Below are 13,839 nucleotides of genomic sequence, written 5' to 3' on the forward strand. Positions count from 1 at the left end.
AAAATCTGGTAGAGGCGCCACTCGCCAGCAATCCGTCCGGGACGGATCCGAGGGCCGCCGGGAGAACAAGACGATGAACGCACGAGAACAAATCCGCCCTGATGCCGGGGTCACCGGCAAGGACGTGGAACCAGCCCGGGGCATGACAGAGTCAGCCCGGGGCATGCGTGAGGCAGCCCGCAAATATCAACCCTATCCGACCGTCGGCCTCACTGACCGCACCTGGCCCAACAAGGTGATCGACAAGGCGCCGATCTGGTGTTCGGTCGACCTGCGCGACGGCAACCAGGCGCTGATCGACCCGATGGGCCATGAGCGCAAGGCGCGCATGTTCGGCCTGCTGCTCGATATGGGCTTCAAGGAAATCGAGATCGGCTTCCCCTCGGCCTCGCAGACCGATTTCGACTTCGCCCGCTGGTGCATCGAGGAAGGCAACGTCCCGGCCGATGTGTCGCTGCAGGTGCTGGTGCAGTGCCGTCCCGAACTGATCACCCGCACCTTCGAGGCGCTGAAGGGCGCCACCAACCCGATCGTGCATTTCTACAATTCGACCAGCGAATTGCAGCGCCGCGTCGTCTTCGAAAAAGACGTCGGCGGCGTCAAGCGCATCGCCACCGACGCGGCCAAGATGATCACCGACATGGCGGCCAAGGCCGGCGGCGGCTATCGCTTCGAATATTCGCCGGAAAGCTTCACCGGCACCGAACTCGAAGTCGCGCTGGAGATCTGCAACGCCGTCACCGAGATCGTCAGGCCGACATCGGACAACAAGCTCATCATCAACCTGCCGTCGACGGTCGAGATGTCGACACCCAACATCTATGCCGACCGCATCGAGTGGATGTGCCGCAATCTCGACAACCGCGAAAACCTGATCATCTCGCTGCATCCCCACAATGACCGCGGCACCGGCATCGCCACCACCGAGCTCGGCCTGATGGCGGGTGCCGACCGCGTCGAAGGCACGCTGTTCGGCAATGGCGAGCGCACCGGCAATGTCGACATCGTCACGCTGGCGCTCAACATGTACACGCAAGGCGTCGATCCGGGCATCGATTGCTCCGACATCAACCGGATGAAGGATGTCTACGAGTACTCCAACCAGCTGAAGATCCCCGAGCGCCACCCCTATGTCGGCGAGCTCGTCTACACCGCCTTTTCAGGCTCGCACCAGGACGCCATCAACAAGGGCATGAAGGCGCTGAAGAAGGCCAACACCAGCCTGTGGGAAGTGCCCTACCTGCCGATCGACCCGGCCGATGTCGGCCGCAGCTACGAGGCGATCATCCGCATCAACTCGCAGTCGGGCAAGGGCGGCATCGCCTATGTGCTGCAGGCCGACTACGGCCTTAATCTGCCGCGCAATCTGCAGATCGAGTTCAGCCAGGCGATCCAGGCGATCACCGATGCCGAAGGCAAGGAAGTGCCGGCCAAGCGCATCTATGAGCGCTTCCTCGAAACCTATGTCGACCAGCCGGGCGCGCGCCTGAAATTCCTCGACCACCACACCTATCCGGACACCGAGGTCAAGGGCCGGCGCGTGGTCGAGGCGGTGATCCTCGACAAGGGCAAGGAAGTGACCATTACCGGCACCGGCACCGGCCCGATCGACGGCTTCGTCGATGCGCTGTCGCGCCATGTCGGTGTCGAGATGTCTGTGCTCGACTATTCCGAACACTCCATGCAGCGCGGCTCCAATGCCTCGGCCATTTCCTATGTCGAAATGGAATATCCCGGCGGCAAGCTGTTCGGCGCCGGCATCAACACCAACATCGTCGCCGCCTCGCTGGAAGCGGTGACTTCGGCCGCCAACCGCATCGTCGGCCGCAAGGCGCGGTAGCTTTTACCGACTGGCGCGAGGGATCAGAACAACTCTCGCGCCATTCATTTTTTCAAGCCGAAACAAGGCTTTGACCTCGAATGGCTGACATGGCGGCGGCGTGCTCATTCTGAAGCCGACATCGGCCGCGCCATTAACCACCGGAAAATTATCCGGTTAGGTACGCGATCGCATAATGGGTGTGCACTTGTGTGGTGGTGCGAGCCCTATATGATCGCATCTCAACCTGTGCCGACTTCGAGAGGATCGACACTTGCAGCATGCCACGCCTGCCGCCCCCGCAGTGCGCGAGACACTGGAGCGACTGCTTGCCAGCGAAACGTTCGGACGGTCCGAGCGCGCGCGCAAACTGATCCGTTATCTCGTCGAACGCGAGCAGGCCGGCGAAGCCGACAGGCTCAAGGGCTTTTCCATCGCCATGGATGTCTTCGGCAAGGACGGCGATTTCGATCCGTCGACCGATGCCGTGGTGCGGGTCCAGGCAGGCAGGCTGCGCGAATTGCTGCAGCAGTATTTCGCCAATGAAGGCATCGCCGAGCCCGTCCGCATTGCCATTCCACGCGGCGGCTACGTCCCGGCCTACGAGCTCAACGCGATCCGCTTGCCGGAAGCAGCCAAACCCGCGGAACAGACGGAAGCGGCAGTGGCTCCATCCGAGCCCGCCGACGGTGCCATTGCGGCCGCTGCATTGCTGGCGCCGGCGGCAGCCCCCGTGCCCTCCGTGGCGCGCCATCTCGGATTCTTCTGGATGGCGATCGCGCTGGTTATCGCCATGCTCGGTGTCCTGATCCTGCGTCAGGGCAGCGGCGCGCTGCTGGCCGGCGGCGACGTGCCGGCTACGCTCGAGACCGCCGGCCTGACCAGCAACATCGCATTATCGGCGACGGCTGAAACCCTGCCGCTCGTCTACATTGACACCAAGGCAGACGGTGCTGACGCCAGCCGCGTCGCCGCCTCGCTGCGCGCCGGCCTGAGCGGCTTCGATACGATCGACTTCATCGGTCGCGACACCATCAACAGGCACGATGCCGCCAACGACGCCACCAGCTTCATATTCGACATTCTACCTGGTCCGAGCGCGGGCGATATCACGATCGAACTGCAAAGCGTTGCGTCCGGACGAGTGCTTCTTTCACGCAATCTCACGCCGACCGACAGCGCCCCTGCTGCTGTCGAAGACCGTGTTGCCGACATGCTGAGCTCGGCCCTTCCCGCCTCGGGCACGATCTACAACTACATCGAGCAGACCGGCACGCCAAACGGCCTGACCCAATGCTTGCTGCTCAACGACAAATATTATCTCGACCAGAATGCCAGAACCCATGAGGCCGCTTATCGCTGCCTCGAGACGTTGGCCAATTCCGGGGCAAAATCCTCGCTCGTCTATTCGGAACTTGCTTCTCTACAAGTCGAGGCGGTTTCCGATCACTATGTCTACCCGCCCAATGCGACGATCGAAAAGGCCGTCGAGTTTGCCCACCGCGCCGTGCAGATGGGACCGACCAGTCCTTATGCGCATCGCGCCTATGGCTATGTCAGCTCGCGCCTCGGCAACACGGACGAAGCGATCCGCTGGATGCGCAAGGCCTATGAACTCAATCCCTATGATCTCGGCATGGCCGCCGCTTACGGCTATGGGCTGATCTTCGCTGGCCGATACGCGGAGGGAACGCCGATCCTTGCCCATGCGGCCGAGACCTTCAGCGGTCACTCGACATGGTGGGACTACGGATTGTTCGTCGGTGATTTCATGCTGGGCGACATGAACAAGGCCATAGCGGCCAGCATGGCGTTGCGAACGACGGCAACGAAATCGCATTATCTGGCGGCGCGTCTGATCGGCGCCAAGGCTGCCGGACAGGACCAACTGGTGGCCACGCTGCTCGACGAGCTGAACACCAAGTTCCCTAAATTTGCCGCCGATCCGCGTGCGACCTTCGTCGAGCGAAAATACCCGGCCGATCTGACCGAGCGGCTGGTCGGCGCTTTGCGCGCCGCCGGCCTCGGCAACGCCAGCTGAAGCTCGACAGTCTCCGACCATTTGGACCAATGGAATTGTTGGGTGTTCGCGCGCGGAGAACAAAGCACCAATCGGGCTGATTTGCCGGCTTTGCCCGACGAACCCGTTGAATTACATGCTCGCGCCCGCGAATAATCGCGAAAATTTTACTGGCTATGGCGCTGGACGAAGAGCAATCCAGCCGCATTTGGTGCCTGGTCCCGCGCTTTTCTCAGTCTCGCAATAAGCCCCCAGCTTTCATGATTTCATCGCTCTATGTCGCCGAACAAGGTGCTGGTTCGAAGACCATCGTTCTGCTGCATGGTTTCGGCGGCTGCCACGATGTCTGGAGCGAGGTGATCGCCTCGCTCGCTGCTTCCGCGCGCACCCTTGCATACGACTTGCCGGGACATGGCATGTCGCTCGACTTTCCCGGTGCCGGGCCTGCTAAGGTCGCGGCAAGGGCCGTTCTTTCCGACCTTGAGTCCCGCAGGGTCAAACGCATCCATCTCGTTGGCCATTCGATGGGCGGAGCGGTGGCGACCTTGATGGCTCTGGCCGAGCCTGAGAAAGTGGCTTCGCTGACCTTGCTGGCGCCTGGCGGTTTTGGCCCGGAGATCAACGGCCCGCTGCTGCGCCGCTATGCCAGGGCACGGGATCTTGCCGAGGTGCGTGCCTGCCTTGACGCGATGTCAGGGCCCGCCAGCACGCCTTCGCCATGCGTCGCCGATGTGCTGTTCCAAATGCGCAAGCGGCCCGGGCAACTGGAAAAACTCGTAGAGATCGCCGCCGCCATGACCAGGGACGACCAGCAAGGCGTCATCCCGCGCGACCTGCTGGACAGGCTGACCATGCCGGTGATGGTGGTGTGGGGCAGTGATGACGCGGTGCTGCCCTTCACTCATGCGGATGACCTGCCGGTGCGCTTTCATGTGCACCATGTGCTGGAGGCCGGCCATATGCTGATCGAGGAGGCGCCCGATCTGATCGCCAGCATCATCCAGCGCAACATGAACCGCCGCACCAGGCCCGTTCGCGCGAAACTCGCCGCCGCGACCGGTTGAGTTGCTTCCGGCGCAACATCCAGAGCGCCTCGCTCCCCTGATCTCGCCAGTGCATTTTGCCAGCGGCTGTGTTAACCCCGTGTTAACCAAACCCGCGAGGCAGACGCCGATGAAGGACGCAGGCGAAAAGATCGATCCGTCAAGGAAACTGTCCGATGCCATCCGTGATGTGAAGAATGCCTTCGCCGACCGCGACGATGTCGTCGTCGACATGCGCGAGGCGCATCGCATGCGCCTCGATCTCCTGGCCGCCGAGCTTGCACCCGTCTTTGCCGACGTGCCCGCCGACATGGACAATTTCGACTTCGTCGTGTCCGCTGGGCTGCAGCCGCGCCTGTGGATCGATGCCGTCAGTCATGTCGCGATGGGGCGCGACCGCCGCACCTACCGCTTCCTCAAGGACACCCGCATCGGCCGTGTGGTGCTTGCCGAATCGACCGAGATGAAGCCGGTTGCCGATTCCGTGACCCGCTATGTCGCCGAACGCGTCGTCGAGCGCCAGAGGATGATGGAGGGCGGGGTCGAGCCGGCCGTCGCCGGCATGAAGCGCGCCGAGGTGGCGGAAGCCGAACCGCCGCTGCGGTCGATGGCGCGCAGCAAGGGCTGGTCGGCCTTCCTGTCGGGCCTTGGCGTGATCGCCGCCGGCGCCCTGGTCGGCCTGGCGGTGTCGGCCGCCCTGTTCTGGGACCGCATCGTGGCAATGGGGCTCAGCCTGCGGCCATAGCGGCCGGTGCCTCCGCGCCAATCTCCAGCGTCTGTAGGTCGGCAGGCGGAATAGCCGGCCCGGTCAGGCCGCGTCGCATTAGGCGGATGCGCCAATTGCCCTTTTCGCCATCGATGTCGAACAGATTGTACTGTGCCGCGGGATGCTTGCCACCCGGCGCCTGGCCGGCGGCGGCGACGCCCACCGCCGGAATCCGGACCGCCCGGGTACCGATAAAAAACAGCGACGGCAGATGCGAATGGCCGTGCAGGACAAGCTCGGCGCCATGGCGGCGGATGATCTTGTGAAAGCGTGAAATCCCGAACAGCCGCTTGTGTTGCGAGACCGCGCCGCGCACCGGCGGATGGTGGATCATGATCGCGCGAAACAGACCTTGCCCGCCGGTGTCACGCAGGATCTTGCCGAGCCGCTCCGCCTGCCCTTCCATGAAGAAACCATTGGCCATGAAGGGTGCCGTGGCGCGCGCCGTCGAGACGCCGATCAGCGCGACATTGCCGCGCACGCGCAGATAGGGAAATGCGTTGCGGTCGACCGGTGTGTTGACACCGTCGCCGCTCATCCAGGCCGCCCATGACCGGCAGACCTTGTCAAAAGCGCCTGGCACATAGGCGTCGTGGTTTCCCGGAACGACGGAAACGTCGTGTGGCGATCCCAGCGTCTCCAGCCAGTGCTTGGCCATCTCGATCTCGCCGTCGAGCGCCAGATTGACCAGGTCGCCGGTGACGGCGAGATGGTCGGGATTTTGCGCCTTGATGTCGGTGGTGATGGCATCGATGACGGCGTCATGCATGTGGCGGCGGCGGTTGCGCTGCCAGTTGACGTAGCCGAGCACACGCTTGGAGGCGAGATCGCGATAGGATACATCGGGGAGCGGCCCCAGATGGACATCGGAAATATGCGCGAGCCTGAACATGTTTCTTTCATAGGCGACGCGCACGCGGCTTTCCACCCACGGTTTCGCTAACGATGACGAACGATCCCGAAACCGCTTTCCGCCAGACCGGCTGGCCGGGGTTGCGGGCCAGATTGTTTCACCTCTATTTCGTGCTGCGGCGGCCGATGACGCTCGGCGTGCGCGGCCTCGTCCACGACACGGCATCCAATTCGGTCTTCCTGATCCGCCACACCTATGTGCCGGGCTGGCAGCTTCCCGGCGGCGGCGTCGAAGTCGGCGAGACGTTGGCCGAAGCGCTCGCGCGCGAACTCGCTGAGGAAGGCAACATCGCGCTGACCGCCCCCGCGACGCTGAAGTCGATGCATTTCAACCGCCGTTCCAGCCGGCGCGATCATGTCGGCTTCTACGTCATCGAGCATTTCAGCCAGACAGCGCCGAAGCAGCCGGACCATGAGATCGCCGAGGCCGGTTTCTTCCCGCTCGATCGCTTGCCCAGGGATACGACGCCAGCAACACTGCGGCGTATAGCCGAAGTTTTTGGGGACGAACCCGCGTCGTCCTTTTGGTAAGCTTGCATTAGCTGTTAAAAAAGTTCCGGGCTGTATTGATCAAGAAAATACACGGGGGGCGATTCCATGGATGTCGAACAAGTAAAATCGGTAAGCGTTTGGCCCTATGTCGGCTTTTACAGTCTTATGATGGTAGGCTTGACCGCCGTGTTTATCGGCATCGCAATGATTTTTCCGTCGCTACCCGACAGCTTCGGCCATGCGAGCGGCTTCGCGATCACGTTCGGGTCGACCTCTTTCGCCTCTTACAAATTCGTCAAGAGGAACCTTCGGCTTTTCAATCGAGACGAATATTGGAAGATAACGCTTTTTTCGTCTTTGGCCTCGTGCCTGCTTTCACTGGTGTTCCTAGGCCTTGCTGTTGCGGGCGGAGCCATGCCGGGAAGCGATACCATCCCTGCTCTCGGCTGGGTTTTCACCCTGCTGTTTGCCGGGCTTGTCGTCTTTGGCATCAACGCCTGGGGCTATTCCAGCCGCATGGGCAAGAATTTCCTGAAAGCGGAGCTTGCCAGACAGGCTCGCATCAACGCCGAGACCTTCCAGTAAGGTCTCGGCTGTTTGCCTCCGCCGGCGAACTCAGCTCCCGAACCGCCCCCGATCATGCGGCGCGCCATAGTCGAGTTCCGGCCCGACAGGCACGATCCGCGTTGGGTTGATCGTCTCGTGGCTGCCGTAATAATGCGCCTTGATGTGGTGCAGGTTCACGGTCGCGGCGACACCAGGCACCTGGTAGAGATCGCGCAAATAGTTCGACAGGTTCGGATAGTCGGCGATGCGACGCAGATTGCATTTGAAGTGGCCGACATAGACCGGGTCGAAGCGCACCAGCGTGGTGAACAGCCGCCAGTCGGCCTCGGTGATGCGGTCGCCGACGAGATAGCGCTGTTTTGACAGCCGCTCCTCCAGCGTATCCAGCGCCGCGAACAATTCACCGAACGCTTCCTCATAGGCGCGCTGCGTGGTGGCAAAGCCGGCGCGGTAGACGCCGTTGTTGACCGCGGGATAGACCAGCGCGTTGACGCGGTCGATCTCATTGCGCAGCTCCTGCGGATAGAAGTCGAGGCTTGCATCGCCCCATGCGTCGAACGCCGAATTGAGCATCCGGATGATCTCGGAAGACTCGTTGGAGACGATGGTCTGCTCCTTCTTGTCCCACAGCACCGGCACCGTCACCCGGCCCGAATAGGCGGGATCGGCCTTGGCATAGATCTGGTGCAGGAAATCGAGGCCGTAAAGCGTGTCGCCTGTGGCACCGTCCTCGGCCAGGAATGTCCAGCCATTGGCGCCCATGAAGTGATGCACGACCGAGACGGAAATGATGCCGTCCAGTCTCTTCAACGCGCGAAAAATCAGCGTCCGGTGTGCCCACGGACAGGCAAGCGAGACATAGAGGTGATAACGCCCGGGCTCGGCCTTGAAGCCGCGTGTGCGGCCTTCGGCCGGCTGCCCGTCAACGGTGATCCAATCGCGCCATTGCGACTGCGTCCTCACGAACCTGCCGCCGCTGTCCGCCGTATCATACCAGCGGTCCTGCCACCTGCCTTCGACCAGCAATCCCATGCAAATCTCCTTGCGTCCTCACCGCAATGTAGGCGCAAGGTTGCCGTGTCGAAGACGTCAGGCGCTGAACAGACCGTCACTTGACGGAGACGGCGGAGATATCAGGCCAATTGCAGCGGCCGAAAATTGATGCTAGCGGACACTCCGCATGTTTGACTTTGCTTTGATCCGGTTTGACCGACGACGAAAGAGCGCCCGCGCTTGATGAAGCGCTGACTGGCGAATGCTGCCGTTTGCAGCAAACCTTTCCTCCTTTACCGGAACGCAAAGACCATGAGCCTTGCCGACGTGAAATACCTGCCGGAAACTCCGGCGCACGACCCTGAAATCGAAGCCATCAACGCCGAGGCCTTCGGGCCCGGCCGTTTCGTGCTGGCCGCCTACAAGATCCGCGAAGCCGGCGGCCACGAGCGCGCGCTGTCCTTTGTCGCGGTCGACGGCGACCTCGTCGTCGCCTCGGTGCGCATGACCCGCATCGCCGCCGGCGCCGGCCGCGCGCTGATGCTCGGGCCGCTCGCCGTGCGGCCGGCCTTCAAGAACCTGGGTATCGGCCGCCGGCTGGTGGCGATCGCGCTCGAAGCGGCAGCCAAGGCCGGCGCGCCAGCCGTCATACTGGTCGGCGACGAACCCTATTACGGGCCGCTCGGCTTCAAGCGCATCCCGCGCGGCCAGATCTCGATGCCGCGCCCTGTCGATCTCGACCGCCTTTTGTCGCACGAGATCACAACGGGCGCGGTTGCCAGGCTCACCGGCGAGGTCGGCCATGCCAGCCAGGCCAGGGTCGTAGAGCACGTCTAGGCCATGGCTTGACCTTGCCCGCCGATCCGGGCCTGATCCGCCTCTGTTTTCTTGGAGCAATTCCAGGAAGATGTGAAACGGTTCAGCGCTTTCGTGAAATGATGAATTGCTCCGGGAAAGGATAACGCCATGAATCCGAACGGCCAGATCGCGATCGTGACCGGCGGCGGCTCCGGCCTTGGCGAGGCAACGGCGCGTGCCCTTGCCGACAAGGGTGCCCGCGTCGCCATCTTCGATGTCGGCATCGACCGCGCCACCAAGGTCGCGGCCGAGATCGGCGGCATTGCCGTGCAATGCGACGTCAGCAGCGCCGACAGCGGCGCCGCCGCCGTCGCCGAGACGGCGAGCAAGTTGGGCGAACCGCGCATCCTGGTCAATTGCGCCGGCATCGCCATTGGCGTGAAGACGATCGGCAAGGATGGCCCCCATCCGCTCGATCAATACCGCAAGGTGATCGAGGTCAATCTGATCGGCACCTTCAACATGATCCGCCTCGTCGCCGACCGCGCCGCCAGGCTCGAGCCGCTGCAGGGCGGCGAGCGTGGCGTCATCGTCAACACCGCGTCGGTCGCCGCTTATGACGGCCAGATCGGCCAGGCCGCCTATTCCGCCTCCAAGGGCGGCGTCGTCGGCATGACACTGCCGGTAGCGCGTGATCTTGCCCGTTCCGGCATCCGCGTCTGCACCATCGCACCCGGCATCTTCAAGACGCCGATGATGGCCGGCATGCCGCAGGACGTGCAGGATTCGCTGGGCGCCGCGGTGCCTTTCCCGTCCCGCCTCGGCGAACCATCCGAATATGCAGCACTTGCCCTGCACATTGTCGAAAACCAGATGCTGAACGGCGAGACCATCCGCCTCGATGGCGCCATCCGCATGGCGCCGAAATAGCGCTGGCCGACGTCTGTCGGAAGGACCGATCCGCCTGCAGGCCAAGGTGAGGAAGGAAGCGGATCAGGCGACCTTGCCAAATCCGACCTGCAGCGCCGATAAGCGAATGAAATTGTGGCGAGCGTTTTGATGAAGCAAAATCAAAATAAGGACGTGATCCGCGAGACCGACGCGGAGGCGATCCGGCTGGCGAAAACGCTTCTGCGCAGCGCCCGCTTCGGCGCTCTGGCGGTGCTGGAACCGCAGACCGGGTCGCCGCTGGCAAGCCGGGTGGGCGTCGCCACCGACATCGACGGCGCGCCGCTGATCCTGGTCTCGATGCTCTCGGCGCACACGCCCGCCATGCTTGCCGATCCGCGCTGCTCCCTGCTGCTCGGCGAGCCGGGCAAGGGCGACCCGCTGGCGCATCCACGCCTGACGCTGATCTGCCAGGCATTACTGCTCGAGCGTGGCTCGGACGCGCATGGTCGTGCAGAGCGCCGCTATCTCAATCGCAATCCCAAGGCGAGCCTCTATGCCGGGCTCGGCGATTTCTCGATCTTTCGCCTCGAGCCGCAACGCGCCAGCCTCAATGGCGGCTTCGGCAAGGCCTATCTGCTCGATCGCGCCGATCTCGTCACCGGCGGCCCCATAGTCGAAGAGCTCGCGGCGAGCGAACAATCAGCCGTCGAACACATGAACGCGGATCATCTTGACGCGATCGCCGTCTATGCACATCATTTTGCCGGGGCATCTGGCGACGGCTGGAGCATCGCCGGTTTGGACGCCGACGGCATGGATCTGGTGTCGAGAGACAATGTTTGCCGGGTATTCTTTCCACAACCCCTGGTAGCAACGCAGGAGTTGAGACCCGTTCTGGTCGATATGGCCAAGCGCGGCCGGGCTGCCAGGCAGCCAAATAATGAAACTTAATTGCATTTGATCAAAAGCAACACTTGAGATTTGAAAGAAATGTTCTACCTTTCAGAGACGGCGCTGACTCGTCAGGGGCCTTACGCAAGTGAATTTATGGATTCAGGCACCATTGCCCCCATGGCGCCTCGATGACCAAACAGCATGGGGCATTCATGGTCTCGACAAAGCTAATAGCCAACGCAGAATCGGCTGCCGAATTTCTGATGCTGATGGGCAACGAAAAACGGTTGTTGATCATGAGCTATCTGATCGACGGTGAAATGTCGGTCGGCGCCATCGCCGACAAGGTGATGCTCAGCCAATCCGCGCTCTCCCAGCATCTGGCCAAGCTGCGGGCACTCGACCTGGTGGAAACCCGCCGCGATCGCCAGATGATCTATTACTCCTGCAAATCCGATGCGGTGCGCGAGCTGCTCGTTGTGCTGGATGGTATTTTCGGTACCGGCAAGGAGGATCTGTCCCAGATGGCACAGAGATTGCGCCGCGCCGGGACTTGACCCGACACTCCTGCGGCCGCTTACCTCGCTGAGGATTTCCGGAGCGTGGCTTGTGCGTCTCTCCCGACGCACGAACCGCGCTTTCGATCTTTGAGCGCATGATATGGACCCAATTTGCATCGACGACCCCCGGGATTCACGCGTCGCCGCCTATCTTGATATCCGCGAACGCGATCTCGCCGGCCGGCAAGGCCGTTTCGTCGCCGAAGGCAAGGTGGTGCTTGACCTGCTTCTGTCGTCCGGCCGCTTCGGCGCCGAATCCATTCTTGTTCTGGAAAACCGGCTCAGCGGTCTGAACGACATCCTGCACAAGGCACCCGCCGACCTGCCGGTCTACGTCGTCACCACCACGGTGATGGACGCGATTGCCGGCTTCCACATGCATCGCGGCATCCTGGCCATCGGCCGTAAGGAGACGCCGCAAGCGGCCGGACCATTGCTGGATGCCCTGCCAGCTCGAGCCTTGGTCGTGGTGCTCGTCGGCATCGCCAACCACGACAATATGGGCTCGATCTTCCGCAATGCCGCCGCCTTCGGCGCCGACGCGGTGCTGATGGACGCGACATGCTGCGACCCGCTTTACCGCAAGGCGATCCGCGTTTCGGTCGGCGCCGCGCTCAAGATCCCATTCGCGTCCTTCACCAACACCGCGGCCTTTACGGCGATGCTCGCCGAACGAGGCTTCGAACAATTCGCCCTGTCGCCGCGCGGACGAACCGACATAGGCGATGCAAAGCCGGCCGGGCGCCTGGCGCTCTATCTCGGCACCGAGGGCGAAGGCCTTCCCGAAAGCCTGCTTGCGCGCCTTCAAACCGTGCGGATCACCATGTCGAAAGGTTTTGACAGCCTGAACGTCGCGGCAGCGTCAGCTATCGCGCTGCACCACTTTTCACACCGTTGAACAGGCGTGACGACAGACCGCCGCTTCAGTTCGCGGCCGCCTTCTGCAAGGCCCGCACGCGGTCGGCGAGACTGCGGTCGCCGCCGTCGGATCGGCTGTCCTGCGGTGCCGCCAGCGCCTTGGCGATCGGTGAGTCAGGTCCCTCGAGCTTGGCTGTCAGGTGGACGACTTCAGCCGCCAGTTCGTTCATCTGCTCGCGCAGCGCAGCACTGCCATTCGCCGAGCCCGGCGATGCAACCGCGCCGAGATCCGCCTTGAGCCGCTTGTTCTCGCGCGCCAGCGCCGTCAGCCTGGCCTCCAGCCGCTCGCGATCGCTGTCGAGCTTGGCGATCGCCTGGTCCAGATCATCGCGCCTCTTGGCCTCGTCCTGCCCGGCTTCATCCGGTTTGCCGACCAGCCGCAAGGCCGGTCCGCCGTCCTCGGCCTTCGCCTTTTCGCGCAGCCGCGCCAGTTCCTTTTCGCGGCGGTCGAGCTTGTCCTCGCGATCGGCGAGCGTTGCCAGCAGCCGTTCGACCTTCTTGTCGAGTTCGGCCGCCCTTTTCTTCTCCGCCTTCAGGGCATCGCGCGCGGCTTTGCTTTCGGCCGCGATCTCCTGCTGGCGCCGATCCGCTTCCTTGCGCTGGCCGCGCAGCAGCAAGATGTCGCTGGCGAGCTTCTGTAATTCGGATTCGCGCGCCACCAGCTCGATCTGCCGGCTGGAGGAGGAAAAACTGGCATCGTCGTACATGTGCTCCAGCTTTTCGAGCTCGAGCGCCCGCTTCTCCAGCTTGCGTTCGGTTTCCTTGAGCCGCTCCGAAAGCTGATGCAGTTCCTCTTCGCGCTGCCGCAGCGCCTCGTTCTTGGCGCCGAGTTCGGCAAGCGCCTGGTTCTTGTCCGTGCGTTCGATCGCTAGCCCCTTCAACGCCTCGCGGCCGCGATTGATCTCGACGAGCTGTTCGGCCGCTTTCTCGCGCAGTGCCTTGACGTTCATTTCGAGGCGGCGCGTCGCCATGGCGTACTCGGCCCGGACGCGGTCCTTGTCGGCCTGGATCTCGGCCTGCGTCAACGGAATAGAGGCCTCGATGCGCCTGCGGGTCAACGCGACGGCACGCCGCCAGACAGCCGGAGCCACGATCAGCGCCAGAAAGCCGGCACACAGAAAGCCGAGGGCAAAGAACAGGACCGACTGAACCAAAGGACTACCCGC

Annotated in this window: 14 protein-coding genes; 11 read left to right on the forward strand and 3 right to left on the reverse strand. The window is 62.9% G+C overall.

What is annotated here, in order from left to right; translation table 11 throughout:
• Nucleotides 1–163 precede the first annotated feature (163 nt).
• From leuA to CKW40_RS22150, 4 genes are all read left to right on the forward strand, one after another.
• A complete protein-coding gene (leuA, locus tag CKW40_RS22135) occupies nt 164–1,840 on the forward strand; it encodes a 2-isopropylmalate synthase (RefSeq protein ID WP_179298069.1) in 1,677 nt (558 codons plus the stop codon).
• Between the two features lie 253 nt (nt 1,841–2,093).
• On the forward strand, nt 2,094–3,860 hold the full coding sequence (locus CKW40_RS22140; RefSeq protein ID WP_095201977.1) for a tetratricopeptide repeat protein: 1,767 nt from the start codon (nt 2,094–2,096) through the stop codon (nt 3,858–3,860).
• A gap of 239 nt (nt 3,861–4,099) precedes the next feature.
• Nucleotides 4,100–4,903, forward strand: a complete 804-nt coding sequence (locus CKW40_RS22145) for an alpha/beta fold hydrolase (RefSeq protein WP_095201978.1) — start codon at nt 4,100–4,102, stop codon at nt 4,901–4,903.
• 109 nt (nt 4,904–5,012) lie between these two features.
• Nucleotides 5,013–5,627, forward strand: a complete 615-nt coding sequence (locus tag CKW40_RS22150; protein WP_095202035.1) for a hypothetical protein — start codon at nt 5,013–5,015, stop codon at nt 5,625–5,627.
• On the opposite strand, the gene CKW40_RS22155 is transcribed toward CKW40_RS22150, so the two are convergent.
• Nucleotides 5,611–6,540: a metallophosphoesterase family protein gene (locus CKW40_RS22155; RefSeq protein WP_095202034.1), complete on the reverse strand. Its 930-nt coding sequence runs from the start codon at nt 6,538–6,540 to the stop codon at nt 5,611–5,613. The two genes, CKW40_RS22150 and CKW40_RS22155, sit on opposite strands and share 17 nt — an antisense overlap.
• Nucleotides 6,541–6,593: 53 nt before the next feature.
• On the opposite strand from CKW40_RS22155, the gene CKW40_RS22160 reads away from it, so the two are divergent.
• Together CKW40_RS22160 and CKW40_RS22165 are read left to right on the forward strand one after the other, a co-directional pair.
• Nucleotides 6,594–7,091 (forward strand): NUDIX domain-containing protein, encoded by a 498-nt coding sequence (locus tag CKW40_RS22160; RefSeq protein ID WP_095201979.1) that lies wholly within the window; start codon nt 6,594–6,596, stop codon nt 7,089–7,091.
• A 66-nt stretch (nt 7,092–7,157) separates the two neighbouring features.
• Entirely contained in the window at nt 7,158–7,637 is a 480-nt protein-coding gene (locus CKW40_RS22165) for an ABZJ_00895 family protein (protein ID WP_143748359.1), read from the forward strand.
• 30 nt (nt 7,638–7,667) lie between these two features.
• Here CKW40_RS22165 and CKW40_RS22170 read toward each other — a convergent pair whose 3' ends face one another.
• Entirely contained in the window at nt 7,668–8,651 is a 984-nt protein-coding gene (locus tag CKW40_RS22170; protein WP_095201981.1) for a glutathione S-transferase family protein, read from the reverse strand.
• Between the two features lie 273 nt (nt 8,652–8,924).
• Between CKW40_RS22170 and CKW40_RS22175 the strand changes: the two genes are divergently transcribed.
• From CKW40_RS22175 to CKW40_RS22195, 5 genes are all read left to right on the forward strand, one after another.
• Entirely contained in the window at nt 8,925–9,449 is a 525-nt protein-coding gene (locus CKW40_RS22175) for a GNAT family N-acetyltransferase (protein ID WP_095201982.1), read from the forward strand.
• A gap of 129 nt (nt 9,450–9,578) precedes the next feature.
• Nucleotides 9,579–10,340 (forward strand): 3-hydroxyacyl-CoA dehydrogenase, encoded by a 762-nt coding sequence (locus CKW40_RS22180; RefSeq protein ID WP_095201983.1) that lies wholly within the window; start codon nt 9,579–9,581, stop codon nt 10,338–10,340.
• 129 nt (nt 10,341–10,469) lie between these two features.
• Nucleotides 10,470–11,252: a HugZ family pyridoxamine 5'-phosphate oxidase gene (locus CKW40_RS22185; RefSeq protein ID WP_095201984.1), complete on the forward strand. Its 783-nt coding sequence runs from the start codon at nt 10,470–10,472 to the stop codon at nt 11,250–11,252.
• Between the two features lie 155 nt (nt 11,253–11,407).
• On the forward strand, nt 11,408–11,752 hold the full coding sequence (locus CKW40_RS22190; RefSeq protein WP_027047319.1) for an ArsR/SmtB family transcription factor: 345 nt from the start codon (nt 11,408–11,410) through the stop codon (nt 11,750–11,752).
• 103 nt (nt 11,753–11,855) lie between these two features.
• On the forward strand, nt 11,856–12,653 hold the full coding sequence (locus tag CKW40_RS22195; RefSeq protein ID WP_095201985.1) for a TrmH family RNA methyltransferase: 798 nt from the start codon (nt 11,856–11,858) through the stop codon (nt 12,651–12,653).
• Between the two features lie 25 nt (nt 12,654–12,678).
• Here the strand turns inward: CKW40_RS22195 and CKW40_RS22200 are convergent, their stop codons facing one another.
• Complete coding sequence (locus CKW40_RS22200) at nt 12,679–13,827, reverse strand: coiled-coil domain-containing protein (protein WP_095201986.1); 1,149 nt, start codon at nt 13,825–13,827, stop codon at nt 12,679–12,681.
• Nucleotides 13,828–13,839 lie beyond the last annotated feature (12 nt).

The sequence above is a fragment of the Mesorhizobium carmichaelinearum genome (assembly GCF_900199455.1).
GTDB classification, from domain to species: domain Bacteria; phylum Pseudomonadota; class Alphaproteobacteria; order Rhizobiales; family Rhizobiaceae; genus Mesorhizobium; species Mesorhizobium carmichaelinearum.